Annotated in this window: 23 protein-coding genes; 12 read left to right on the top strand and 11 right to left on the bottom strand. The window is 67.9% G+C overall.

Annotated elements, in window-relative coordinates; genetic code table 11:
• The first annotated feature begins 117 nt into the window (after positions 1-117).
• Complete coding sequence (locus A5709_RS19420; RefSeq protein ID WP_068121730.1) at positions 118-891, top strand: class I SAM-dependent methyltransferase; 774 nt, start codon at positions 118-120, stop codon at positions 889-891.
• An 11-nt stretch (positions 892-902) separates the two neighbouring features.
• Here the strand turns inward: A5709_RS19420 and A5709_RS19425 are convergent, their stop codons facing one another.
• Positions 903-2,138, bottom strand: a complete 1,236-nt coding sequence (locus tag A5709_RS19425) for an osmoprotectant NAGGN system M42 family peptidase (RefSeq protein ID WP_156673217.1) — start codon at positions 2,136-2,138, stop codon at positions 903-905.
• A 270-nt stretch (positions 2,139-2,408) separates the two neighbouring features.
• A complete protein-coding gene (locus tag A5709_RS19430; RefSeq protein WP_068121733.1) occupies positions 2,409-3,290 on the bottom strand; it encodes a CoA ester lyase in 882 nt (293 codons plus the stop codon).
• Positions 3,291-3,448: 158 nt separating this feature from the next.
• Between A5709_RS19430 and A5709_RS19435 the strand changes: the two genes are divergently transcribed.
• Positions 3,449-4,372: a class I SAM-dependent methyltransferase gene (locus tag A5709_RS19435; RefSeq protein WP_068121737.1), complete on the top strand. Its 924-nt coding sequence runs from the start codon at positions 3,449-3,451 to the stop codon at positions 4,370-4,372.
• A 9-nt stretch (positions 4,373-4,381) separates the two neighbouring features.
• Here the strand turns inward: A5709_RS19435 and zwf are convergent, their stop codons facing one another.
• Positions 4,382-5,887 (bottom strand): glucose-6-phosphate dehydrogenase, encoded by a 1,506-nt coding sequence (zwf, locus tag A5709_RS19440; protein ID WP_068121741.1) that lies wholly within the window; start codon positions 5,885-5,887, stop codon positions 4,382-4,384.
• A gap of 159 nt (positions 5,888-6,046) precedes the next feature.
• Between zwf and A5709_RS19445 the strand changes: the two genes are divergently transcribed.
• The gene (locus tag A5709_RS19445) at positions 6,047-6,229 is read left to right on the top strand and encodes a hypothetical protein (RefSeq protein WP_068121744.1); all 183 of its coding nucleotides are present in this window, start codon (positions 6,047-6,049) and stop codon (positions 6,227-6,229) included.
• Positions 6,230-6,231: 2 nt separating this feature from the next.
• Here A5709_RS19445 and A5709_RS19450 read toward each other — a convergent pair whose 3' ends face one another.
• Positions 6,232-7,740: an FAD-dependent monooxygenase gene (locus A5709_RS19450; RefSeq protein ID WP_068121789.1), complete on the bottom strand. Its 1,509-nt coding sequence runs from the start codon at positions 7,738-7,740 to the stop codon at positions 6,232-6,234.
• A gap of 100 nt (positions 7,741-7,840) precedes the next feature.
• Positions 7,841-11,761 carry an ATP-dependent RNA helicase HrpA gene (hrpA, locus tag A5709_RS19455; protein ID WP_068121746.1) on the bottom strand — a complete coding sequence of 1,307 codons (3,921 nt, stop codon included), beginning with the start codon at positions 11,759-11,761 and terminating at the stop codon, positions 7,841-7,843.
• A gap of 91 nt (positions 11,762-11,852) precedes the next feature.
• Between hrpA and A5709_RS19460 the strand changes: the two genes are divergently transcribed.
• The 4 genes from A5709_RS19460 (at position 11,853) to A5709_RS19475 (ending at position 15,201) form a co-directional block, all read left to right on the top strand.
• Positions 11,853-13,202 carry an alpha/beta hydrolase family protein gene (locus tag A5709_RS19460; protein ID WP_231972011.1) on the top strand — a complete coding sequence of 450 codons (1,350 nt, stop codon included), beginning with the start codon at positions 11,853-11,855 and terminating at the stop codon, positions 13,200-13,202.
• A 100-nt stretch (positions 13,203-13,302) separates the two neighbouring features.
• On the top strand, positions 13,303-14,076 hold the full coding sequence (locus A5709_RS19465) for an enoyl-CoA hydratase/isomerase family protein (RefSeq protein WP_068121749.1): 774 nt from the start codon (positions 13,303-13,305) through the stop codon (positions 14,074-14,076).
• 2 nt (positions 14,077-14,078) lie between these two features.
• Positions 14,079-14,420: a DUF3253 domain-containing protein gene (locus A5709_RS19470; RefSeq protein WP_231972010.1), complete on the top strand. Its 342-nt coding sequence runs from the start codon at positions 14,079-14,081 to the stop codon at positions 14,418-14,420.
• 103 nt (positions 14,421-14,523) lie between these two features.
• On the top strand, positions 14,524-15,201 hold the full coding sequence (locus tag A5709_RS19475) for a cutinase family protein (RefSeq protein WP_068121752.1): 678 nt from the start codon (positions 14,524-14,526) through the stop codon (positions 15,199-15,201).
• Positions 15,202-15,213: 12 nt separating this feature from the next.
• On the opposite strand, the gene A5709_RS19480 is transcribed toward A5709_RS19475, so the two are convergent.
• Positions 15,214-15,888: an IF2 family translation initiation factor gene (locus tag A5709_RS19480; RefSeq protein WP_067950873.1), complete on the bottom strand. Its 675-nt coding sequence runs from the start codon at positions 15,886-15,888 to the stop codon at positions 15,214-15,216.
• 26 nt (positions 15,889-15,914) lie between these two features.
• On the bottom strand, positions 15,915-16,472 hold the full coding sequence (locus A5709_RS19485; protein WP_067950871.1) for a CsbD family protein: 558 nt from the start codon (positions 16,470-16,472) through the stop codon (positions 15,915-15,917).
• A 246-nt stretch (positions 16,473-16,718) separates the two neighbouring features.
• Here A5709_RS19485 and A5709_RS19490 point away from each other — a divergent pair, with 246 nt between their 5' ends.
• From A5709_RS19490 to A5709_RS19495, 3 genes are all read left to right on the top strand, one after another.
• Positions 16,719-16,973: a hypothetical protein gene (locus A5709_RS19490; RefSeq protein WP_067950869.1), complete on the top strand. Its 255-nt coding sequence runs from the start codon at positions 16,719-16,721 to the stop codon at positions 16,971-16,973.
• A gap of 200 nt (positions 16,974-17,173) precedes the next feature.
• Positions 17,174-17,419 (top strand): DUF6480 family protein, encoded by a 246-nt coding sequence (locus A5709_RS28930; RefSeq protein WP_082953300.1) that lies wholly within the window; start codon positions 17,174-17,176, stop codon positions 17,417-17,419.
• Between the two features lies 1 nt (position 17,420).
• Positions 17,421-17,672, top strand: coding sequence for a hypothetical protein (locus A5709_RS19495; protein ID WP_068009695.1), 252 nt, complete (start codon positions 17,421-17,423; stop codon positions 17,670-17,672).
• Positions 17,673-17,712: 40 nt separating this feature from the next.
• Here A5709_RS19495 and A5709_RS19500 read toward each other — a convergent pair whose 3' ends face one another.
• The 4 genes from A5709_RS19500 to A5709_RS19515 form a co-directional block, all read right to left on the bottom strand.
• Entirely contained in the window at positions 17,713-18,516 is an 804-nt protein-coding gene (locus A5709_RS19500) for an MOSC domain-containing protein (protein WP_369827379.1), read from the bottom strand.
• Positions 18,517-18,647: 131 nt separating this feature from the next.
• On the bottom strand, positions 18,648-19,118 hold the full coding sequence (locus A5709_RS19505) for a DUF732 domain-containing protein (protein ID WP_231972009.1): 471 nt from the start codon (positions 19,116-19,118) through the stop codon (positions 18,648-18,650).
• Positions 19,119-19,158: 40 nt separating this feature from the next.
• The gene (locus A5709_RS19510) at positions 19,159-19,926 is read right to left on the bottom strand and encodes a C39 family peptidase (RefSeq protein WP_067950858.1); all 768 of its coding nucleotides are present in this window, start codon (positions 19,924-19,926) and stop codon (positions 19,159-19,161) included.
• Positions 19,927-20,176: 250 nt separating this feature from the next.
• Positions 20,177-21,514, bottom strand: coding sequence for a PPE domain-containing protein (locus tag A5709_RS19515; protein ID WP_068121758.1), 1,338 nt, complete (start codon positions 21,512-21,514; stop codon positions 20,177-20,179).
• A 382-nt stretch (positions 21,515-21,896) separates the two neighbouring features.
• On the opposite strand from A5709_RS19515, the gene A5709_RS19520 reads away from it, so the two are divergent.
• Positions 21,897-23,075, top strand: a complete 1,179-nt coding sequence (locus tag A5709_RS19520; protein WP_067950853.1) for a glycosyltransferase — start codon at positions 21,897-21,899, stop codon at positions 23,073-23,075.
• A 56-nt stretch (positions 23,076-23,131) separates the two neighbouring features.
• Positions 23,132-24,175: a bifunctional 2-polyprenyl-6-hydroxyphenol methylase/3-demethylubiquinol 3-O-methyltransferase UbiG gene (locus tag A5709_RS19525; protein ID WP_067950851.1), complete on the top strand. Its 1,044-nt coding sequence runs from the start codon at positions 23,132-23,134 to the stop codon at positions 24,173-24,175.
• Positions 24,176-24,178: the final 3 nt, after the last annotated feature.

The raw sequence follows: 24,178 nt of genomic DNA on the forward strand, positions 1-24,178 counted from the left end.
TTCCTGGTCTTCGGCATAGGTCTGGTGGCCGACGCGCTCGTCAATCACAGCGCCCTGTGGTGACGCCGCGCGCTCTTCCTCATCTCTTGCACAGCGAGCTGCAATACGTTGTTGCGTGTGACTGATCGTCAAGAGCGCGCGACGTCCTTCGGCTCGATCGCCGAGGACTATGACGGGTTGCGTCCGCACCCTCCGCAGCAGGCAGTGGACTGGCTGGTTCCGCCCCATTGCGGGGTCGCCGTCGACTTGGGCGCGGGCACCGGGCTGTTCACCCGCACACTGGTGGACAGGGCGGCGGCGGTCAGCGCCGTGGAGCCCGACGCGCGCATGCGGGCGGTACTCACCGAGCGGTCTCCCGAGGTTCGTGCCGTCGAAGGCACTGGGGAGTCGATTCCGCTTCCCGACGTCTCCGCGGACGCCGTGTTCGTATCGTCGGCGTGGCACTGGATGGATCCCGAGCGGGCCGTTCCGGAGATCGGCCGGGTACTGCGCGACGGCGGGCGATTCGGCCTGATTTGGACCAGCCGGGATCGTGACGTGGATTGGGTGCGCGACCTCGACCTGCTGCCGGGTGAGGACACACCCGAGGCGGAATCCCCCGACCGCTTCCGCCGGCGCCACGAGAACGTCGTGCTCCCCGACCCGCAGATCTTCCACAACGTCGCCCGCGAGACGTTCACGTTCGCGCGGAGGATGAGCATCGACGATGTCGTCGCGATGGTGGGCACCTACAGCCGGGTGATCATCGCGTCTCCCGAGGAGCGCGCTGAGCGACTCGCCAATGCCCGCGCCGCCTTGACTGAGCGTTTCGCTGAGGCCGACGCGGTCGACGTCCCCATGAAATCGCGGTGCTGGCGCGCCGACCGGATCCCCCGCGGCGCCGGAAACTAGGCGCTAACGCCTCAGGCCTGCGGGCCTTCCGACGGCGGCCAGTGCGATCCCGGCGACGCCTCGCCGGGTGAATCGTGTTCCCCGCGGGCCAGCGGTACCCACCGCTCGCTCGGGGCGGGCTGCTTGGACGACGGAAAGTCCCGGAGCTTGCCTGACGGCTTGGCATCCCATTTGGCGAAGGTCAGCGGCGTCTGCAGCCAGGTGTGCAGCAGGCAGTACACCGCCTGCAGCGAATCCAGATGGGTGCGTTCCCAACCGTGGCTGCCGTCGAGTCCGAAGCCTACGAGCGCCGCGCGGGTGCCCGCGCCCGCCTCGATGGCCGCGGCGGCATCGGAGCGGTAAAAGCGGAAGACATCCCGCGCGCAAGGGATTTCCTGCTCCTGCGCGAGCCGACACAGCTTGCGGGTCAGGTGATAGTCGAACGGGCCGTGCAGGTCGGCCATCGGAATGGTCACCCCGTCCTCGATGGAGTGTTGGCCGGGCGCGCACACCGCGTTGTCCACCGAGACCAATTCGGCGACATCGGCGGGCAAGCCATGGCTCGCCCCGTGGCCGACTTCCTCGGTGATGGTGATCATCACCATCGTGCGGTGCGGCAGCACCAGCTTGTTTTCGGCGAAATTCTTGGCCAGTGCAAGCGCGATCGCGACGCCCGCCTTGCCGTCGAGGTGACGAGAAACGATGTAGCCGTCGGCGGTCAGTTCGGGGCTGGCGATCAGCGCGACGAAGTCGCCGATCTGCAGGCCGAGACGGACGAGGTCCTCCCGCGAGGACACCTTGCGGTCGACGCGGACCTCGACGTGTTCCCAGTCGGTTGGCTGCAGGTCGATCTCGTCGCCGAAGGCGTGCCCACTGGCTTTGAGCGGCATGACCGTGCCGGTGATGAATTCGTCGGGGTCGTCGGAGAAGATCCGCACCCGGGCGCCCGCGGCGAACCGGGCCGAGAAGGTGCCGACCGGAATGACCTCGAGACGGCCGTTGTCCTTGAGCCGTCGCACCATGCAGCCGATGGTGTCGGCGTGAACGACCAGCGCGCGGTCGATGGTCGCCGATTCCCCGGGGAGTTCGGCGGTCAGCGCGCCGCGCCGGGTCAGGGAGAACGGCACACCAAAGTCGTCGAAGATGTCGCCGATGAGCTGCATCACCGCGTCCGTCCGCCCCGCCGGACTGGGTGTCTGCAGCAGCGCGAGCAGCGTGTCAACCATCCACGTGCGGTCGGCCTCGGGCATGGCCGCGCTGTGACGCACGGTGTCTCCTCTCGAGTCGTTCGGAACCGCGTTCAACCTACCGCGTGGTCACCGTCGACTCACCGGTCCGGGCATGGCGCCCTCGTCGAAACTGGGCACCCCTGTCCCCGCCTGCCATCACGGTAGAGCACGGGGTGTCCGGACGCCCGTTGGCGTCCCTTCCTGCGAATTCCAAGTGGGACCGATCTCCAACGCCAGCGGGAGCGGACGTGGCGGTCAAACTTGCCGGCCAGATCGGCGGCCGAGTCGACAAGCAATAGCCTCGTACGCCTAGGAGGCGGAGGCCAGTTCCGCGATGAGGTCCGCGAGCGCGAGGATTCGCTCGGCATTGCGGACGTGCAGGCTCTCGATCATCCGACCGTCCACCGTGATGACACTGGTCCCCGCGGCCCGTGCCTCCTGATAGGCCGCGACAACCTTGCGGGCGTCCGCGACTTCCCGCTGCGACGGACCAAACAGGTCGTTGGCCGGGCCGATCTGGGACGGATGGATCAAAGTCTTGCCGTCGAAACCCATTTCACGCCCCTGCCGGGCCTCGGCGCGAAATCCGTCTTCGTCGGTGATGTCGTTGAACACGCCGTCCAGGATCACCTTTCCGGCCGCCCTGGCTCCCAGCACCGCCAACGACAACGCGGGCACGACCGGTGCCCGGCCCGGCACATGCAAGCCGTGCAGATCGTTCACCAGGTCGTTGGTGCCGATCACCAGCGCGGCCAATCGGTCGCTGGCCGAGGCGATCTCCTCGACCCTCAGGAAGGACCGCGGCGTTTCGATCATCACCCAGAGCTGCAACGACTCCGGGGCGTTTAGCTTGACCAGTGTCGCGGCCAGCGCCCGGACCTGATCGCCCGACTCGACCTTCGGCACCAGCACGCCGTGAGCGGCAGAACCGGCCACGGCGGCCAGGTCCTCGTCGTGCCAGTCGGTGTCCAGGCCGTTGACGCGCACCACGACCTCCCGGGGCCCGTAGCTTTCCGGGGAGATCGCGCCGCACACAGCGGCCCGTGAATCGGCTTTGGCGTCAGGTCCTACGGCGTCCTCGAGGTCGAGGATGACCACGTCCGCGGGCAGCGATTTCCCCTTCTCCAATGCGCGGGGCTTGTTGCCGGGCAGGTACAACGCCGAGCGGCGCGGGCGCAGAGTCGGTGCCATCCAGTGGTTCGCTTCCTGTCTCGAGTTCAGCGGGGGCTTGGTGAGTGCGGCTTAGGCAGAAAGTACCCTTCGACCCAGGTGGTGTAGCCGCGCCCCGTTGGCGGCGAACATCCGAAATCATGCCGCCGCGGCGGCCGAATTCCAGGAGGGAGCGGCGAGTGTCATCACTTGGTTCGGCGCGCACCGAGGGCGACAGCTGGGATTTGGCGTCCAGCGTTGGGGCGACCGCGACGATGGTCGCCGCGTCGCGGGCGCTGGCCTCCCGCGAGCCCGATCCGCTGCTGGATGACCGGTTCGCCGAGCCGTTGGTGCGCGCGGTCGGCCACCCGTTCTTCGTCCGCATGCTCGATGGCCAGATCCCGCTCGACAACGACGACATGCCTGTGACCCTGCAGCAGCGTCGCGAGCAGATCGCCGTGCGCACCAGGTTTTTCGACGATTTCCTCACATCGGCGTCCAGCAGCGGGATACGTCAGGCCGTGATCTTGGCCGCCGGGCTGGACGCCCGCGCCTATCGGTTGGCGTGGGCCGCGGGCACGGTGGTCTACGAGGTTGATCAGCCCGAGGTCATCGCCTTCAAGAGCGAAACGCTGGCCCGGATCGGCGCCGAACCGACCGCCGAACGCCGAACGGTAGGTATCGATCTGCGCGACGATTGGCGAACCGCGCTGCGCGGCAATGGGTTTGACCCTACGGCGCCGACGGCCTGGATCGCCGAGGGTCTGCTCCCCTACCTGCCGCCGCAGGCGCAGGACCGGCTCCTGGACAGCATCACCGCGCTCAGCGCACCGGGCAGTCGGCTGGCCACCGAGAACATCACCAACATGGGCGTGTTCACCGACGAGCGCGCCCGGGCGATGCGCACCACCTGGCGTAAGCACGGACTGGACATCGACGTCGCCGATCTGGTGTGGGAGGGGGCGCGCCAACCCGCCGCGGAGCACCTGGCCGCCACCGGCTGGATCGTCACCCACCACCCCACCGATCAGCTATACGCCGGCTACGGCTTCGTCGTTCCCGACAATGAGATGCTCAAGGAATTTCGGAACGCCATCACCTACATCAGCGCCGAACTGGGCTGACCGCGCCGGCTACGAGTCGGGCCTGGCGTCGCGCCACTCGCGCTCGAAGGGCAACCGCCACGCATTGGGTGCGATCAATTGATGGATGGCGTTGGGACCCCAGGTGCCCGGTTGATACATCTTCGCCGGCGGAGGGTCGTCGAGCAGCTCCTGCGAACGCTCCCACAATGATTCGATGCCCTCCGCGGTGTTGAACAGCGTGTGGTCACCGCGCATCGCGTCGAGGATGAGCCGTTCGTACGCCTCCAGCACGTCCACGACGGTGTCGATCTCCTGCGAGGAGAACTGCATGGACAACTTGTCCAGCTTCATCCCGGGGCCCGGCCGCTTGCCGTAGAAAGACAGCGAAACCTTTGAGTTGTCGGCCAGGTCGAACGTCAGGTGGTCGGGCCCCTGAGTCCCAACCCCCGAGCCGGGCGGAAACATCGTCCGGGGCGCCTCTCTGAATGCGATCGAGATGATGCGGATGCCTTCGGCCATCTTCTTGCCGGTCCGCAGATAGATGGGCACGCCCGCCCAGCGCCAGTTGTCGATGCCGACCTTGAGGGCGATGAACGTCTCGGTGTCGGAATCCCTTGCCACGCCTTTCTCTTCGCGGTATCCGTTGTATTGGCCGCGCACCACGTTGGAGGGCTTGACCGGCAGCATCGAGCGGAACACCTTGTTCTTTTCTTCACTGATGGCAAACGGCTCGAGCGCAGTGGGCGGCTCCATGACGACGAACGCCATCACCTGGAACAGGTGGGTCACGACCATGTCCTTGTAGGCGCCGGTCTCCTCGTAGAAGTTCGCCCGCTGATCCAGGCCGAGGGCCTCGGGGATGTCGATCTGGATATGGTCGATGAAGTTGCGGTTCCAGATCGGCTCGAAGAGTCCGTTGGCGAAGCGGAACGCCAGAATGTTCTGCGCGGCCTCCTTGCCGAGGAAGTGGTCGATGCGGAAGATCTGGGATTCCTCGAACGTTTCGTGCACGAAATCGTTGAGCGCCACCGCGCTGGCCAGGTCGGTTCCGAACGGCTTCTCCATAACCACCCGCGAGCGCTCGACGAGCTTGGCGTCGCTCAGCATGGTGATGACTTCGCGCGCGGCCTTGGGCGGCACCGACAGGTAATGCAGCCGCCTGACGTTGGGGCCCAGCTCGGCTTCGGCTTCCGCGACCGCCGCCGCCAGCGCTTCCGGTCCCTTTCCCTGCGGGACGTAGGTGATGATCTTCGCGAAATTGGCCCACTGCTCGGACGTGAGCTTGTGCCTGCCGAACGACTCGATCGCATCTTTGGCGATCTCTCGGAACTCGTCGTCGCTGAGGTCTTCCAGCGACGTCGCGACGATCTGGATGTCGGGCGCAAGCTCGGACTGGTCCAGGTAGGCCAGGCCGGGTATCAGCCTGCGTTTCGCCAGATCCCCCGTCGCACCAAACAGAACGATGACGTGGGGATCGAGCGGCTCGGATTCGTGGCGGCGCGGACGCCTGTCGGCCGCCGGGTAGGAGATGGTCTGCGGTTTCTTATCGGCCACCCTTGCGATACTTCCACCGCTGGGGCGTAATGTCGCGTCCGTCACTCCTAGCTCGGTCAACGCGGCCTTCGCTGCCATGTTGAGGATCACAATCCCCAGCCGATTACCAGCCGGTGGATGGGGTACTGGATAGCGACGGGCGCTGCCCGACCACAGTCGATGGAAAGCGATATGACGAAACCCGACAAAGACCTCCGGGGTCACTCTCAGGAGCTGGAAGACATCGTCGACCAGCTCGAGGAGAAGGTCGCCGACGACCGGGAGGCCGAAGGTGTTGCCGGCAAGCCCAGCGACTGGGAACGCGCCCCCACCCTCGGCTCGGGCGACGAACCGCCGGACTAGCCCTAAGCGCCGGGCGGGGCGCCGAACCAGGCCGTGAGCGCGTCGCCCAAGCCGTCACCAGTGCCGTTTCCGACCCAGGCGACGTGCCCGTCGGGACGAATCAAGACCGCATCGGGGGCCGGTACCGTGCCGACTGCTGGAAGTTCCCAGTTACCGGCGTATTCCGCGTCGATCAGCTGGACCCTGTCGGTCCGGGACGCCTTGTCGAATCGGCCCGCTTCCCCGAGGTTGAGCAGCACCGGGCGGGCCCGGTGCAGCAGCGTGAAAACCCGCAGTGTCCCCTCGGCGGTGGCCAGATCAAGATCCGGCATGCGGCGTCCGAGCAGCGGGTGTGCGTCGCCCAGGTCGTAGCAGATGTCCAGGCCGGACATCATCGCGGCGAACCGTTTGCGAGGTTCGTCCATGGCGAGCAGGTCGGACATCGTGTCGCGCAGCGCCTTGGTTCGGTCGTCGGGGCGAAGGAGCGCCATCTGCGCAATCGCGTTGCGCAGAACGCGCGCGGCGACCGGGTGCCGTTCGGCGTGGTAGCTGTCGAGCAAGCTGTCGGGCGACGTCCCGTTGACCACCTGTCCCAGCTTCCATCCCAGATTGACCGCATCCTGGACGCCGGTGTTCAGCCCCTGCCCGCCCACCGGATGGTGGACGTGCGCGGCGTCCCCGGCCAGCAGGATGCGTCGGTCGCGATAGGCTGCGGCTTGCCGTGCCGTGTCGGTGAATCTGGAAAGCCAAGCGGGACTGTGTATCCCGTAGTCCGTTCCGTATACGGCGATCAGCGCCTCACTCAGATCGCCCAGCGTGGGCTCGCTGCTTGACCCGAGGCGCCGCTCGGTGACCATGACACGCACCGGTCCGCCCTCCTCCGGGGCGGCGAGGGAGTGCACGCCGAGTGAGTCGTGGCGGATTCCCCACACCGGTGAATCGCCTGTCCCCCAATCTATTTGAACCTCGCCGAGCAGGTAGCTCGTCGTCGGATCCCAGCCGGGGAACTCGATGCCTGCGGCTTTACGGACCACGCTGCGCCCGCCGTCGCAGCCGACGAGGTATGCACCTCGCAGGGATCGGCCGTCGGACAACGCGACGTCGACGCCCCTGCGGTCTTGGGCGATACCCGTCACCTCGTGTCCGCGATAGAACCGCACGCCCAGCTCGTCCACCCAGTCGGCGAGTATGCGTTCGATCTCGTTCTGCCACAACGCGAGACCGTAGGGATGCCGGGTGGGAAAGTCGCTGATGTCCAGCCGAATCTGGGAAAACCCGGCGACCTGGGCGACCTGACCCCGGGCAAGAAACCGATCGGCGATACCCCGCTGATCGAGGACCTCGATGGTGCGCGCGTGCAGACCCCCGGCGCGCGCACCGATGAGGTCCTGGCCGGCGCGCCGTTCGACTATCGCCACATCGACCCCCGCCAGCGCCAGTTCGCCGGCCAGCATCAGGCCCGTCGGGCCTCCTCCAGCGATCAGCACCGCGTGGTCGACGTTCTCGTGTGAGGACACTCTCAACCCCCTGATAAGAGCGAAAATTGGCTTCGGCCAGCGATTGTGCGGCATCACCCCGCCCTTGCCACAAGCCCCCCGGTGCGCTATAGGTTGAGAGTGGGAGGGCAATAATTCACGTACGGTCGCGCAGCGCATCGATCGCTCGGTAGATCCGCTGCTCGCTCACGGGCCGCGGGGTGCCCAGCTGCTGGGCCCACAGGCTCACCCGCAATTCCTCGATCTGCCGCCCAACGTCGCGCACGTCGGCCGCCGCCTGCCGTGCGCGAGGCAGCGACTGTGTCAATTCCTCGTAGGCGCGCTGCACGGCTCGCACGCGCTGCATCCGCACCCGGTCCGCCTCGATCCCGTGCGGCAGCCTCTCGAGGCGCCGGCGGATTGCGGTCAGGTAGCGGGTGAGATCGGCGAGATGGGCGCGTCCGGTGGCTGCGACGAATCCCGGCGGCAAGAGCCGATCCAGCTGAGCGCGGACGTCGGCGATCGCGTCGGACTGCGCGGGCGACGGCCGACCGGGCAGGGCGAGTTGCACGTCCTGCGCGGCGGCCAGCACCTGCTCCACGCGGGCCACGACGTCGGCGGTCGCGGACACTAGCGCCTTGCCCACCCGCTCGCGTAGCGCGGCGAATTCGGCGCGGGTCCACACCGGCCCGGGCCCTAGCGCCTCCGCCGCGGCATCGGCGCAGTCCTCGAGCAGCGCGGTCAGGGAGCCATCCGGGTTCGCGCCGAGCGCCAGGCGTGTCCGCGGGCTCAGTTGTCGCTCAACCGCTTTGGCCGGCGAAGGCACGCTCAGCCGGACCAACCGCCGCATCCCCGACCCCAGCGCGTTGTCCCGCTCCGCCGGCGTCGTGAAGACCCGAAGGTCGACGGCGCTGCCCGTGTCGACGAAGCCGGGAAAGCCTCGCACGGCGCGGCCGTCGATCGTCCGCTCGACGACGTGCGGCAGCTCGTCGAGGTCGTCGGGCCAGTTGCGCAGGCCCGACCGTTCCAGCTCGGCGGCGACCGCCTCGGCCACGGCCTGGCGGGTGGACGCCGCGAGCCGTAGTTGCAACGCGTCGAGGTCTTTTCCGCGGGCGACCTCGGTACCGTCGGCGGACTCGACGGCGAAGGTCACCCGCAGATGCGCCGGTAACTTGTCCAGGTCGAACGCGTCGACGGGCACCAGAACGCCGGTGCGGCGGCGCAATTCGCGCTGCAGCCCCTCCAGCAACGGCTCCCCCGCCGGGTCGATCCCTGCCAGCACGGCACGGGCGGTATCGGGGGCGGGAACGAAGTTGCGGCGCAAGTCTTTTGGCAGTGAGCGGATGAGCGCGGTCACCAGCTCCTCCCGCAGCGCCGGAACCTGCCAGGCGAACTCGTCACCGCCCAACCGCGCGAGCACGTCGATCGGCACGTGCACCGTCACGCCGTCGTCGGCCGCGCCCGGCTCGAATCGGTAGGTCAGGGGCAGCGTGACATCGCCCGAATGCCAGGCGGTCGGCCGCTCGGCATCGGGGGTGTCGACGGTGCGCAACAGGTCGCCACGGGTGAAGGTCAGCAGTTCGGGTGTTCTGTGTCGCTGCTTCTTCCACCAGGCGTCGAAGTGCCGCGCGGAGACGACTTCGGCCGGGATGCGGGCGTCGTAGAGCGCGTAGACCTCGTCGTCACCGACGATCAGGTCGCGGCGGCGGGCCCGCTCCTCCAGCTCTTCGAGGTCGGCGCGCAGCCGCGCGTTGTCGCGGAAGAAGTGATGGCGCGTCTGCCAGTCGCCCTCGACCAGCGCATGCCGGATGAACAATTCCCGCGCCAGCGCCGGCTCCACCCGGGCGTATCCGACGCGGCGGCGCGCCACCAGCGGCAGTCCGTAAAGCGTTACCCGCTCGTAGGCCATCACCTCGCCGCGTCTGGCGTCCCAGTGCGGTTCGCTGTGGGTGCGCTGCACGAGGTCGCCCGCGATCCGCTCGACCACCTCGGGCTGGATGCGCGCGGCGGTGCGCCCGTACAGGCGGCTGGTTTCGACCAGCTCCGCCACGACCACCCATCGCGGCGGCCGCTTGGTGAGCGCTGAGCCCGGTGCGAGGACGAAATGCGAGTTGCGCGCCCCCAGGTAGTCGCGCCCGTCCTCGCGGCGCATCCCCACGTGCGACAGCAACCCGGCCAGCAGCGCCGCGTGCACCTGCGCCGGGTCGGCAGGCTCATCGGACGCGGCGCCTTCAACTATGCCCAGGTCGCGGGCGATGCCGCGGAGTTGTCCGACCAGGTCCTGCCACTCGCGGATGCGCAGGTAGTGCAGAAATTCGTCGCGGCACATACGGCGAAAGCCGTTGCCCGACAGGGTCTTCCGCTTTTCGCGAAGGTAGCGCCAGAGGTTGAGGTACGACAGGAAGTCGGAGTTCTCATCGGCGAAGCGGGCGTGCTTCTGACGGGCAGCCTCCTCGCGGTCGGTGGGCCGCTCCCGCGGGTCGTGGATGGTCAGCGCCGCGGCCAACACCAGGACCTCCCGCACGCATCCCTCCGTGTGGGCCTGCAGGATCATCCGGCCCAGCCGGGGGTCGAGCGGCAGGCGAGCCAGGCGGAGGCCGAGATCAGTGATCCCGCCCTGGGCGTCGAAAGCTCCCAATTCCTGCAGCAGCTGCACCCCGTCGCGGACGCTGCGCCGGTCCGGCGGGTCGAGAAACGGGAAGTTTTCGACCTCTCCTAGCCGCAGCGCCGCCATCTGCAACAGCACCGCGGCGAGGTTGGTCCGCAGGATTTCGGGCTCGGTATAGCGCGGACGGCCCGCGAAGTCCTCTTCGGAGTACAGGCGGATGCAAACGCCGGCGGCGACCCGGCCGCAGCGCCCTGCGCGTTGGGCGGCAGAGGCCTGCGAGATCGGTTCGATCGGCAACCGCTGCACCTTCAGGCGGCGGCTGTAGCGCGAGATGCGGGCGGTGCCGGGGTCGACGACATAGCGAATACCCGGCACCGTCAGCGACGTCTCGGCGACGTTGGTTGCCAGCACGACCCGGCGCCCGGTGTGTGCCGCGAACACCTTCTGCTGCTCGGCGGTCGGCAGCCGGGCGTACAGCGGAAGCACCTCGGTGTAGTCTGGGCCGCCCGTCAAGAAAGTCAAAGCCTCTGCGGTATCCCGGATTTCGCGTTCGCCCGAGAGGAACACCAGGACGTCCCAGGCCGGCTCGGCCTCGAGCTCAGCGATCGCGTCGACGATCGCCTCGACCTCGTCGCGAGTCTCGGTGCGCACGATCTCGTGGTCTGGGTCGTCGGGATCATCCTCCCGACCGCTTGACACGGGGACTTCCAGCGGCCGGTAGCGGATCTCCACCGGGTACGTACGCCCGGACACCTCGAGGATCGGCGCACCGCCGAAGTGATCCGCGAACCGTTGCGGCTCGATCGTCGCCGAGGTGACGATGACCTTCAGGTCCGGGCGGCGCGGCAGCAGCTCGCGCAGGTAACCGAGCAGGAAGTCAATGTTCAGGCTGCGCTCATGGGCCTCGTCGAGGATCACGGTGTCGTAGCGCAGCAGCCGGCGGTCGCGCTGAATCTCGGCGAGCAGGATGCCGTCGGTCATCAGCTTCACCAGGGTGCGGTCGCTGACCTGATCGGTGAACCGGACTGTGTAGCCGACAGTCTCGCCGAGCGGGCTGCCCAATTCGTCGGCGATGCGCTGCGCGACCGTGCGGGCGGCCAGCCGCCGGGGCTGGGTGTGCCCGATGGTTCCGCGGACGCCCCGGCCGGCGTCGAGACAGATTTTCGGCAGTTGCGTGGTCTTGCCCGAACCGGTTTCACCGGCGACGACGACGACCTGGTTCGTCCGAATCGCGTCGGCGATCTCCTGCCGCCGCGCGCTGACCGGCAGCTCGGGATAGCTGATGGCCGGCACCGCGGATTGCCGCGCGGCGACGAGCGCTTCGGCGCGCGTGAGCTGCTCGGCGAGTTGCCGAAGCTGGTCGGGTTTGGCTGCGCGCAGATTCTTCAGGCGCCTCCCGAGGCGCGCGGCGTCGCGGATGGTCAGACCGTCGAGGCGGGTGCGCAGTTCCGCGACGGACAGTTCGGCCACTCGGGCCAGGATAGGCGTGCCCGCCCGGGGACATCGTCGGGTCGGGCGACGGTGATTCGCGCGCAAGCGGCGCGGGTAGTCCACAGCGGCTATGGAATATCCCAAGCCGGCGGCGATTTCGCGTCTCGCGCAGGCGGCCGACTACACCAATCCCCTGTGGCGAATCTCGTTGATGCGGGGCGCCATCCCGATCGCCGTCGAGCTGCTCACGATCGTGGCGTTGGTGTACGCGATCGGATGGCGGGGGCGCCGCTGGCGGGTGCTGTCGGTGCCGGCGGGGGCGGTTACGGGCGCCCTGTTCGGCGCGATCATTCACTGGCATTACGAAACACTCGGTCTGGCCAGCGAGCCGGCGCCGTGGCCGATGTGGCTGTGGGTCTCCCTCACGGGATTCTCCGTTGTGATCGCGGTAGTCGGCTGGCGTGGTGCCGGTTGGTGGCGCCGCAACGCGTCCGTCTTCGCGGCCTCGTTCTGCCTGCTGAGCACGGGACTGACCATCAACGGCTGGCTGGGCTACTTCCCCACCGTCTACGCCGCCTGGGGCCAACTGACCAATGCGCCGTTGCCCGGCCAAGCCGACTGGGATGCCGTTGCGGCGATGCGGCACAAAGGCGTCAAGCCGTCGCGAGGTGTGGTCCTCGCGGTTGACTCCGGTGACCAAGCGTCGGGTTTTCGCCACCGCGGCGAATGGGTCTACCTGCCACCGGCCTGGTTCAGCAGCACACCACCAGTGCGGCTGCCGGCGGTGCTCATGCTCGGCGGTGAATTCAACACACCGGCCGACTGGATTCGCGCCGGCGAGGCCGTCAGCACCCTCGACGCCTTTGCCGCGACGCACGCCGGCAACGCGCCTATTGCCGTCTTCGCCGACGCGACCGGCGGGTTCGGCGTCGACACCGAGTGTGTGAACGGGTCACGCGGCAATGCCGCCGACCACCTGACCGCCGATGTCGTTCCCGCGATCAATGTCCAATTCGCGGCGGCGAGGTGGGGCGTCGTCGGCTTCTCCTCCGGCGGTACCTGTGCGGTCGATTTGGCCGTCATGCATCCCGGCACGTTCGGCGCCTTCGTCGACGTCGGCGGTGACCTCGCGCCCAATGCGGGCACGCGATCCCAAACCGTCGACCGGTTGTTCGGCGGCGACTCGGAGGCCTGGTCGTCGTTCGATCCCAGCACGGTCATCGCGCGCCACGGCACCTACTCCGACCTGTCCGGGCTTTTCGCGGTTCCGGGCGGACATGGCGCCCGGCCGAAGGCGGTCGGTCAGACCGCCGCGGAATCGCTCTGCGGTCTCGGTTCCGCCCATGGCATCGACTGCAGCATCGTCGAACTGCCCGGAAGGCACGACTGGCCCTCTGCCGCAACGGCATTCGCCGCGACGCTGCCCTGGCTTGCCGGGCGGCTGCAAACCCCAGGGGTCACCGCGACTTGCCGTACTTAGGGGGTCGGGCCGCCCGCCGTCCGCCGAGTGTCGGACGTATGGACGAATTCAGGCCAGTTCTCGTACTCAGCAGGCACACTCGGCGCCCTAGGGTGAACCCATGAGTCTCGTCACGTATGAGCTGGACGACCACATCGCCACCATCACCCTTAACCGCCCCGAGGCTCGCAACGCCATCAACGGGCCTCTTCGCCAGGACTTGAACGCGGCGTGGGAGCGGTTCCGCGACGACCTGGATGCGTGGGTCGCGATCCTGACCGCCAACGGGAGCGTCTACTGCGCCGGCGGCGATCTCAAGGACGGCGAGGGCTCGGTGGGCACCTTCGGCGGCACCTTCTGGGAGAAGCCGACGATCAACTCCTTCGAGTCCGGGATGGAGTTGTTCAAGCCGACCATCGCCGCCGTGCACGGGCCCTGCATCGGCTATGGAGTGACCGGCCTACTCTTCTGCGACTTCGTCATCGCCAGCACCGAGGCGACGTTCTGCTTTCCCGAGGTGTCGATCGGCGTGCCCACCATCGTCGGGGCCATCCGGCTGCCCCAGCGGGTCGGCTGGGCCAACGCCATGGAACTGCTCCTGACCGGCAAGCCCATGAGCGCCGAGCGGGCCAAGGAAATCGGCCTGGTGTGGAAGCTGGTGGAGCCGGACGACTTGCAGGCCGAAGCCCGGGCCTGGGCGAGGACCCTTACCGAGGCCGCTCCCCTGGCCCAACGGGCGACCAAGGAAGTGGCGTGGCGGACGGCGGACATGGGCTGGATCGAGTCGGTCCGTTTCGGCGAGACCATGCGCAAGGTGGCCGGTGTGACCGAGGACGTCGCCGAGGGTCTCCGGGCCTGGGCCGAGAAGCGCAAGCCCCAATGGCGCGGCCGCTAAGCGTGGCTGAGCGATTACGAGCCGAACTCCGCCGGGTGCTTGACGGCGGTGGCCCCGGCGCCGACCATGCCGGGGTCGCGCTCGGGGATGGGCCGATCAGGCACCGACTGGAATCGTCAATCCGCGCGCTGGCCGAGCATCGCGGCCCGCGCAGCAGCATCTGCCCCTCTGATGCCGCCCGTGCCGTGGGTGGTGCGGACTGGCGTGAGCTGATGCCGGACGCGCGCGACGCCGCGCGTGACCTGGCGAAATCGGGCCACGTGGAGATAACGCAGCGCGGCACCGTCGTCGATCCCGACGATGAGTGGGCGGGCCCCATTCGCATCCGGACTATTGCCGACTGAGAATCCCTTGTGCGCCAGAGCGATTCGGCTGCCTGCTCCCGCGTCATCACGGTAGAGCCGACCGTCGGCACCCAGGCGTGCACTGATGTGACAGGATTTCGGCATGAGTGCACGCAGACTTACTCGCATTGTTGGTCTCCCTGTGGTGGCGACGTGGGCGGTGCTGAGCAGCCCCTTCTGGGAATCATCAGCCCTGCCCACCGCTGCCGCCGATGCGTGCTCCGACGTCTCGGTGGTCTTCGCCCGCGGCACTCATCAGGAGCCCGGTCTGGGCAACATCGGGCAGGCGTTCGTGGACTCGCTCACCGCGCAACTCGGCGGGAAGTCCGTCGACGTCTACGCCGTGAACTACCCGGCCAACGACGACTACCACAACAGCGCGAATGCCGGAGCCAATGACGCCAGCGCACACGTCCAAGACACCGTCGCCAGCTGCCCGAACTCGCGGATCGTGCTCGGCGGCTATTCCCAGGGCTCGACGGTGATCGACCTGGCCACCAACGCGATGCCGGCTCCGGTCGCCGATCACGTCGCCGCCGTCGCCCTCTTCGGCGAGCCCAGCAGTGGACTCTCGACGATGTTGTGGGGCGGCCAACCGCTACCCACGATCAACCCGGCGTATGGATCGAAGGTCATCAGCTTGTGTGCGACCGACGACCCGATCTGCTCCGGTGGCGGCAACCTGATGGCGCACGTGTCCTACATCGACGCCGGAATGACCGCCCAGGCCGCGACATTCGCCGCTAACAAGGTCAACCAGGGGCCGCCGCCGCGGGTCTGAGCTGCGCGCGCGTCAGTCGTTAGCGCGTTCCTCCTGCCGCAGCCGCTTCTCGGCGGCCGCCAGTTCCGCGACCCGGTCCGCCTCGGAGCGCTTGTCGGCGGCGTCGCCCAACTTGTCTTCGGCCTCGTCGATTTTCGCCGCCGCGGCCTTGGATGCGGCCTTCTCGGCGGCCTGGGTTCTGGTCTCCACCTGGCGTTTGGCCGACTCGACCGTGCGCTTCTGCCTGTCCGCCGCCTCGTCGGCGCGCCGCTTCGCCGCGGCACTCTGCCGCTGGGCCGATTGTGCGGCTTCCTGTTTGCGTTGCTCGGCGGCGTTGCGGGCCTGCGTGATCTCCTGCTGCGTGGCGGCCTGCGCTTCCTGCCGGTCCTCGATCGCCTCGTCGCGGGCGCCCTTCAGCTTCGCGTCGGCCTGTTCCTTGCGGGCCGCGGCCTTCGCGTCCAGCTGCGCCGCGCGGCCCAGCGCGTCACTGCGCTCGACGAGCGCCGTCCCACGCTCGACCAGCTTTGGGTCATCGAGCACATTGCCGACCGTGGTGTCCAGCATGCCGAGCGAACGCTCGAACAGCAGGCGAGCGGGCGCTTCGGTCGGGATTCGGGTGACAACCCGGTCCTCGATGACCTGCAACGGGAAACGGGCCAGCTGGTAGTGGAACCGCAAAACCGCGAACGGGACTTCGGATATCTTCATCAACTTCTCCTGTGTGTGGCCCGCCGTCAGGGCAGGTCGGCTTCGTCGGTCACGTTCTGGGCCTGGCGTCGCAGGCGGTCGGCCTCCGACTCTTCGTTGCGCGCCACCTGGACCGACGTCTGGTGCTCGGCGACGGCGTCGATGATGTCCTCCGACGCTTCACGGATCTCGGCGCGCTCCTCGGCCTTCGCTCGCTGCGCTTCGCGCTGCGCGTCGAGTTCGGCCTGAGTCTTCTCGGCGGTCGCCCGCTGCCGTGCAGCCTGCTCGGCGGCCCGCTTCTGAGCCGCCTCCTGGGCTTCGATCGATTCCTCGGCGGCGACGGCTTGCGCGTTTGCCGCGACGCGTTCTTGGGCGCCCTCAACCTTGGCCTCGGCCGCGGCGTCCTGCGCCTGCTTGGCCTGCGCCTCGGCCACGGCCTCCATCGCGTTCGCTTCCTTGCGCTCGTGCGCCTGGGTCTGCTCGAGCTGCCCCTCGGCGGTCAGCGACTCGTTGCCGGTAACCGCCCCGACGACCTCTTTGGCTTTGCCTTTGACCGAATCGATCAGGCCCCTGCGCGCTTCGTCGGCTTTGTTCTGCTCGCTCATCGAAAATCTCCTTGCGGCGTTTAGCCAAGAATTGCGTTCGTTCGTATCAAGGCAGTGATTCCACCGATGACGCCGATCAAACACGCATGTGACCTGCGTCACCCGCGCGTGGGGGCCGGATCATCCTCCCGGGTGCGAATGAACGTGCCAGCGCTGCAACGGAATTCGTGCGCAGGGTGGTGGTCGCCGGGGAGCGAATGTGATCGAGATACGGGCGCGGTCGCCTGATCGGCTACCGTCGACCGTATGTCCAAAGCCTCCGGTAACGACCTCATCGACGACGTCTCGCCTGGCGACGTCATCGCCGTCGATCGTGGCTCGGGTGAACAGCCCTACAAGGTGGTGTTCAAAGACTCCACCGACGCCGGTTACATCGTCACCTTCCAGGACGACGACGGGGAGACCTTTCAGCTGGACCTGCCCGCCGGCACGACGGTGACCAGGTCGCTGGAGGCGAAGTGGGAATCCGCGCAAAGCCCCACTCCGCACTCGGAATCCTAGGTGCCTGGCCTCCGGCCGCCTGAATGCTTCTCATACACAACGTGATCGCAGGGCGGGCGCCGATGATCGGCCAGTAATCGCAGCATCCCGTTTGGGCGCGTTCTGGGCGGGAATGCAACGCGGTGCGCGGGTGGCGATGCGGCCCGGTATGAAACCCGGTGCGAGCGACACCGTAAGCCCAGGAAGGACAGGCGTCAGCGATGACAGCACAACCCCCTAATCCCGACCCGGTGCAAACGCCCGGCCTAGAGGCCGGTGGCGGCGTGCCACCGGGATCCACTCCCCCTGCGGCGCCGCAAACGTCGGGCGTCGGTGAACACCAGCCGCCGGCGACCGGGCGATTCACCCCCAGTTCCCTACTCACGGTGATCGCCGTTTGTGTCTTCGCCGTGGTCTTCCTCGCGGTAGCGGTATTGCTTGTCATGAAAATGGTTGGGGCGACTTGAGATGAACGTCAACGCTGACGATGTCCGGCGGCTGCTGGCCGCCGAGGATGAACACGCGGCGCTGGTCGCGATCGAGGGCCGCATCGACGTCGCCTCGCCGGCGGAGTTGGATGCACCGGATTACCGTGGCGCCCTGCAGATCGCGACGCGCCAGGAGGTGCTGGAGCGGGCCGGAGGCACGCAGCTCTCGGAACGCGAGCTGGCCGAGCAGGCCGAGGAGCTCGACACTGCGCTGCGCAATCTGGGCGCCTGACTTGGCGCATGACAAGACCGCCGCGCACCGATTGAACCGCCTACCCGCCGATGGTGACCTGGTCACCGACGCGGATGACCCCTTGCGTCACCACGGCGAGATAGGCGCCAGCGCACGGTTGGGCGCCGTGACCCCCTGTGTCCCAACGGTTTTCGGCCGCAGGTGTGCGGAGCGCCTGCGGAGCGCGTGGCAGTGGACCGTGCTCGAGCGTGGGTACGACACACCGTGATGTGGCAGTCAGGACCCGCAGCCGTGCGTCGCCGACGGCGATCTCCCCGCCGACCCAGTCGTTTTCGGCGTAGGGCGGGTAACCCGGCGGCGTTGTGATCACCAGGTTGGGCCGGTACCGCAGCGCCTCGACGCCGATGTGCTCGAGCGTGGCGGTGGTGATCGCGTGCAGTGGGGCTTCGTCGGTGAAGGCATCGCCCGGAGTCGCCTGGGCGATCTCCAGGATGCGGCCGCCGACCTCGGCGTCCAAGCCCAGCTCGAGCAACTTCTCCGGGTCCGGACGCACCAGCGTGGCGCCCTCGGGGCGCTGCGCGATCAGCCGGACCGGCCGTCCCATCAGAGCGGAAAGCAGGTCGTCGATGCCGGGGTCGTCGGCACTCACGCTGGTGCCGTCGGGCAGTCCGATGCTTACCCGACCGGCGTCCGCATTCGCAGTGCACTTCAACAGGCCGCGCCACAACCGGGCGTTCTTGGCGCTGGCCACATGCCCGGTGGCGGCGTCGAGCAACGCCAGCCGCCGGTCGCCTTCGGCGCCATGCTCGTCGACGTACAGGTCGGGCACGGCTTCGCCGAGCATCGACTTCACTGGGTAGCGGAGCAGGCTGTGCACCTGCATGTCCACCGCCGCGAAACCTGAAAAGGCCGTCGAACCCTCCACTGCCCATCCCCACTCGGCGAGACCGCACCAACTGTCTCGCTCAGCGTATGCGGGCGGGGCGCGAAACCGAGTGGTGGGTCAGGGAGCGATCAGCCCGGGCAGTAGGTCGACTCCGCCGCGCTGACCCAGCCGGTCATGTCCGCGAACGAGAAGCCCTTCGAGCTCATGCTCGAATGCAAATCGGCGGCAATCGCATCCGGTGTTTTGCCGGCCATCCGGTCGGCGCAGACCGCGTGCCCCATTGCGATCATGTCGGAGTCACTCCCCGACGGCCAGGTGAATCCCAAGTTGTGCAGTTTCGCGATGTATGCGTCGTCCGTGCTGTCGGCCGAGGCAATCGCGGTGGTTGCGGTGAGGGCAGCGCCAACCATGACGGGAATTGTCAGTTTGGCCAGCCAACGCGGTGCAAGCATTTCGTGCCCTTCTTTTGTTGTCGGTGTCGAGGTGGGGTCAGTATATGAGCGGGCGATGCGGCGAATATTAAAACTAAGAAAATTGCTGTTGTCGTGGTAATCGGCGGCCGGGACCATTTCCGTGACCTCGGCGTGAGTGTTGATCACACCCCGGAGGGCCGGTCCGTCTGCCCGGGAAAGCCGGCACTCAGCCAGGAGTCGCGGTGACGACAATCGATTCCTGTCCGGTTTGCCAGCCGGTCACGAAGGTCGGAATGGTGACCTGTTCGTCGGGGTGATCGACCCCGGGGTCGTTGAGGTGGACGATCTCCCTGTTGGTGTCGATCCCGGTGACGACCAGAAAGTGATCGGCCTTGGTCCGCTGGTCGCTGGTGTTCCAGATGACGGCGGAGTTGACCCAGGCGATCACCTTGCGATTATCGGCGAGGTACCGCTCGAGCGCGGGTAGACCGGTCTGATCCGGATGCGCCGCGTAGGTTACCTCCGACTTGATGCCGTAGTGGTCGAGTAGCACTACCGCATCGGCCATTTCGATGCCGCCGTCACCGCTGGCGTGGCTCGGGTCGTCGCGCGGTGCGTAGATGGGCCCGGGATTGGTCTGTGAGGGCGTCGACTCCGCCAGCTTGATCATCTGCTGCTCCGTAGGTGCGTGGCCGGTGATCTCGCCGACCACGTCGGCCACCGACATCAGCCCGCAGTTGTCCTCCAGCGACTGTGGCTGCCAATACTTTGCGGCCGTAGCGGGATCGCCGTAGACGCCGCCTTCGATCGACGGATGCGCGCCGGCCGCCGGCGTCGGCGTGGGATTGCTGGGGGCGCTGCTGACGATGGCCGACGGCGCGTTCGCTTGCGGTGTAGAGGGCGGCGCCGGGCGACACGATGAAAGCAGGCACACGCCGACGCACGCCGCCACCAGCGCGGTGCGGCGCGGGGACGCTGTCGTGGAAGTGAACATGGGCGCTCGCGAAGTTCGATCGGAAAAGCTTGGCGCGTGCAAACGGTAACACTTCGGCTTGCCGTGATAGGCGAAGAATGGCGCGCCGCTTACCTGCTCATCAATTCATAGTTCGGTTCGATATCAATCGCGAAATGTCGCCGCGACATACAAATATCGTACGAAACAATTGCCCGCGACATCTGTCGATATTGGACATCATTCGGGAAGCAGTGAACGGAACGCGATCAGCTATCCCCGGTTTTTGGAGTCAGTGTGGGAGCAGCCGTTGTTTTTGCTCGTTGAATTCGTCCTCGGTGATGATTCCCGCATCGCGCAGGGATGCCAGCTCGCGCAGCTCGGCGGCGATGCTGGTGATCGGGCCGCCCGCCGGAACCTGCGGCGCCCCCGAACCATCCTGCGTCGCCTTTTGCGTTGTGGCCCTGAGCCGTTCGGCGCGGCCGGCGACACCCGCACCTGTCGTACCGGCCATAGCGCGCCCCGCCATGCTCGCCGCGGCCATTTCGCCGAACAGGCTTCCGGAGCCGCTGGACGAGGCCTGCGCGGCCGCGCCGACAGTGGTGGCGGGCAAGGCCAGGGCGGCGGGGCGTACCGCGGGGGCGGCCGCCGCCCAGCCCGGCGGAACCGACAAACCGCCGACCATATTCGCCTGGCCCAGGCTCGCGGTCGCGGCCGAACCGCCCGCCAGGTTGGTGATCACCGGGAAGGGGGTGGGGGGCACGGGTGCCCACCCGGGCCAGGATTGCACCCCTGCCCAGCCGCTGACGATGTCATCGGTGTGGAAACCGGTCAGTGCGCCGGACACGTCGTAGGGAAGCGCTACGATCGCGGCGGCGAGCCCCGCCGTTCCGACTTCCGGGTCGACGAACACCGCGCTCAGGTCCGCCGCCAGGCCCAGCAGGTCGCGTCCGCCGAAGCCATAGTCGAGGGGGCTTGCGAGGTTGAGCAACGCGTCGGGCGTCGCGGTGAAGGCCTGCTGGGTCGGCGAGAGGGCACTCTGCACCTTTCCGGCCGAGGTGCCGGCGGCGTTGACGGCGGCCGCTTGCCGCACCGACCCGCCCGGATTGCTGCTCTCTTGCGGCGAGGCGAACGGTGTCAGCCGCGTCGCCGCCGCCGACGACGCCGCGTAGCCGTACATCGCCCCGGCGTCCTGCGCCCACATCTCCGAGTACTGCGCCTCGGTGGTCGCGATCGCCGGCGTGTTCTGCCCCAAGATGTTGGTCGCGATCAGCGACATCAGCAGGCTGCGGTTGGCCGCGATGACGGGCGGCGGCACCGATTCCGCGAACGCCGCCTCGTAGGCGGCGGCCGCGGCTTTGGCCTGGGTGGCGGTCTGTTCAGCCTGCGCGGCGGCGGCCCGTGTCCAGGCCACGTACCGGGCGGCCGCGGCCGACATCGCCGCCGCCGATGGCCCCAGCCAGGGCCCGCCCGTCAACGCCGTGACCTCCACCTGGTACGAGTCCGCCGCCGAATGCAACGCGACGGCCAGCGCGTCCCAGGCCATCGCGGCGGCCAGCATCGGCGCGGCCCCCGGCCCTGTGTACATCCGCCCGGAGTTGATTTCCGGAGGTAGTGCTGCGAAATCCATGAGTCGTCTCCTCCGGACGGTTCAACTGGTGGCCGCAGTGTGAACGGCCCGTTTCTGGCCGTAGTGGGGTTGCCCAACGGACAGCAAACAAATCTTCGATCCTTTAAGTAGTACAGGTACCGCGATGACGGTCGACCGGGCCCTGGCCTCTGGCCGCGGAGCCTTTGCGGCAGGGGCTCGAGCATGGGCGGTGACCAGGAATTCAACGACGTTGGGGTGTCCCAGAGCACCGATAAGTTACCTCCGGATCGCCGCCAAACCCGTCAACCGCACCGGACGCGCCACGCCGAAGGCGGGCGGCGCCGGCGGGGTCCGCGTCCGGCGGCCCCGACTGGCCGGTCTGCTTGGATCAATACCGTCACCGCGAGTTAGGTCGGAGTGGATGAAATTTGTGCTGGCAAGCTACGGCGGGCGGGGCGACATCGAGCCCTGCGCCGCCCTCGGCCGGGAGCTGTCGCGCCGGGGTCACGACGTGCGCCTGGCCGTCCCGCCGGACAAGGTCGGCTTCGTCGAGTCGGCGGAAGTCCCCGCGGTCGCCTACGGGCCGGATACCCAAGGCTCGATGGATGCGGCCTCGGAGTTTCTCGGCCGCTTTCAGTACGGGATCGGCGCGCTGTCTGAAGCCAGCGAGCGTGTTAACCGAATCTGGGCGAAGAAGAGCGCGACGCTGACATCGGTGGCGAAGGGGGCCGACCTGCTCCTGGCGCACATGAACGACCAGGCGCTCGCTGCCAATGTCGCCGAACATCACGGGATTCCGCTCGCCGCGCTGCACGTCTTCCCGGCGCGGATCATGCCGTCGAGCGACTTGTATTCGGGAATCACGAGGGAGGCCGGAGAAGCCCAACGCCGTGCGCTCGGCCTGCCCGAGGCGGCCGTCCCGGCGGCCCGCGACGACGGATTGCTCGAACTTCAGACTTACGACGAGCTGTGCTTGCCCGGGCCGGCCGCCGAATGGGTGGAGCCGGGCGGTCGACGCCCCTTTGTCGGGTCGCTGACTCTGGAGTTGCCGACGGATGCCGACGATGAGGCCTTGTCCTGGATTGCGGCCGGCACGCCGCCGATCTACTTCGGCTTCGGCAGCACACCCATCGACTCTCCCGCCGAGACCGTCGCCGTCATCAGTGCCGCCTGCGCGCGATTGGGCGAGCGTGCGCTGATCTGCGCCGGCGCGAACGACTTCGGTGGCGTGCCGCGGTTCGACCACGTCAAGGTGGTGGGCGCGCTGAATTACGCGGCCGTCTTCCCCGCCTGCCGCGCGGTGGTCCACCACGGTGGCTCGGGCACCACGGCGGCAGGCCTGCGCGCCGGAGTTCCCACGCTCATCCTCTGGACGGTATGGGATCAGCCGATGTGGGCGGAAGCCGTCGAACGACTGAAAGTCGGTGCGGGACGGCGCTTTCTGGACAGCACCTTGGACTCGCTGGTCGCCGACCTACGCTCTGTGCTGACTCCGGAATGCGCGGCTCGCGCCCGTGAGGTCGCCGCGCAGATGAGCAAGCCCGCCGAGAGTGTCGCCAAGGCCGCCGACCTCGTGGAAGACGCCGCCCGCTCGGACTGATCGACGCGGTGGTCCGATCGGTGGTGCAAAGCGGCCGGGTCGTGTAGAAGGTTCTGGTGCAAGATCCGCCTTCCGGCCCTGTCGACCCGTCGATGCTTTACGAAGCGATGGTCAGGCGGTTGTATCGCCGGACCTCGGCCGAGGGGCACATCAGGGTGCCGGCCGTCCCGAGCCTGATCGACGAATACGTACAGCTGTGCGCCAACCTGTGCGCCACACTGGGCGTCTGGCACACGCCCGAACAGTCGGCTCAGCTGCGGATCTCGCTCGAGACCGAGCTGGCGAAGGGCTTCAAGGCCTCCCCCCGCTCGGACATCCTCATCTCGTTCAACGCGTACTTCGGAACGAGCATCAACATCCGCGTCAAGGCCGAGTGGCGGACGCTCGACGCCGACTACGACGAGTGGGTGGCCGTGCGCCCGGCGCCGCTGTTCGGCACCGAGCCCGACGCGCGGGTGCTGGCGCTGGCCGCCGAAGCGGCCGACCCGACGACTTACCGCGTGCTGGACGTCGGAGCGGGAACCGGGCGCAACGCCCTGGCCCTGGCACGCCGCGGCCACCCGGTGGACGCGGTGGAGATGGCGGCCAAGCTCGCCGACGTCATGCGCTCCGAGGCGGAGAGCGAGTCGCTGGCCGTGCACGTGATCCAGAGCGATGTCTTCACCGCGATGGAAAGCGTCCACGACGAATACCAGCTGATGGTGCTCTCCGAGGTGGTGCCCGACTTCCGAACGACCCGTGAGTTGCGCGGCGTATTCGAGCTCGCCGCCGAATGCCTTGCTACCGGCGGGCGGCTGGTGTTCAACGCCTTCTTGCCCCGCGAAGGCTACGTCCCCGACGAATCCGTGCTGCAATTCGGTCAGCAGTGCAACACCATGATCTACACGCGCGACCAGCTGGAGACCGCGGCGGCGGGGCTGTCCCTCGAGCTGGTTGCCGACGATTCCGCCTACGAATACGAGAAGGCTCACCTGCCCGAGGCCGCCTGGCCGCCCACGGGCTGGTTCGAGGGATGGGCCAACGGTCTCGATGTGTTCGACGTCGACCGTGAGCACTCGCCGGTCGAGTTACGCTGGCTCGTCTACCAAAAGACGGACTGAGCC

This window comes from Mycobacterium sp. E1386 (assembly GCF_001672745.1).
GTDB lineage: Bacteria > Actinomycetota > Actinomycetes > Mycobacteriales > Mycobacteriaceae > Mycobacterium.

What these genes read in the sequence shown, in the direction of transcription:
- A5709_RS19480 (WP_067950873.1), bottom strand. Translation starts at nt 15,888, where the DNA reads ATGAAGATATCCGAAGTCCCGTTCGCGGTTTTGCGGTTCCACTACCAG.
- A5709_RS19460 (WP_231972011.1), top strand. Translation starts at nt 11,853, where the DNA reads ATGGAATATCCCAAGCCGGCGGCGATTTCGCGTCTCGCGCAGGCGGCC.
- A5709_RS19515 (WP_068121758.1), bottom strand. Translation starts at nt 21,514, where the DNA reads ATGGATTTCGCAGCACTACCTCCGGAAATCAACTCCGGGCGGATGTAC.
- A5709_RS19465 (WP_068121749.1), top strand. Translation starts at nt 13,303, where the DNA reads ATGAGTCTCGTCACGTATGAGCTGGACGACCACATCGCCACCATCACC.
- A5709_RS19520 (WP_067950853.1), top strand. Translation starts at nt 21,897, where the DNA reads ATGAAATTTGTGCTGGCAAGCTACGGCGGGCGGGGCGACATCGAGCCC.
- A5709_RS19500 (WP_369827379.1), bottom strand. Translation starts at nt 18,516, where the DNA reads ATGCAGGTGCACAGCCTGCTCCGCTACCCAGTGAAGTCGATGCTCGGC.
- A5709_RS19510 (WP_067950858.1), bottom strand. Translation starts at nt 19,926, where the DNA reads ATGTTCACTTCCACGACAGCGTCCCCGCGCCGCACCGCGCTGGTGGCG.
- A5709_RS19490 (WP_067950869.1), top strand. Translation starts at nt 16,719, where the DNA reads ATGTCCAAAGCCTCCGGTAACGACCTCATCGACGACGTCTCGCCTGGC.
- A5709_RS19475 (WP_068121752.1), top strand. Translation starts at nt 14,524, where the DNA reads ATGAGTGCACGCAGACTTACTCGCATTGTTGGTCTCCCTGTGGTGGCG.
- A5709_RS19445 (WP_068121744.1), top strand. Translation starts at nt 6,047, where the DNA reads ATGGAAAGCGATATGACGAAACCCGACAAAGACCTCCGGGGTCACTCT.
- A5709_RS19495 (WP_068009695.1), top strand. Translation starts at nt 17,421, where the DNA reads ATGAACGTCAACGCTGACGATGTCCGGCGGCTGCTGGCCGCCGAGGAT.
- A5709_RS28930 (WP_082953300.1), top strand. Translation starts at nt 17,174, where the DNA reads ATGACAGCACAACCCCCTAATCCCGACCCGGTGCAAACGCCCGGCCTA.
- A5709_RS19485 (WP_067950871.1), bottom strand. Translation starts at nt 16,472, where the DNA reads ATGAGCGAGCAGAACAAAGCCGACGAAGCGCGCAGGGGCCTGATCGAT.
- A5709_RS19430 (WP_068121733.1), bottom strand. Translation starts at nt 3,290, where the DNA reads ATGGCACCGACTCTGCGCCCGCGCCGCTCGGCGTTGTACCTGCCCGGC.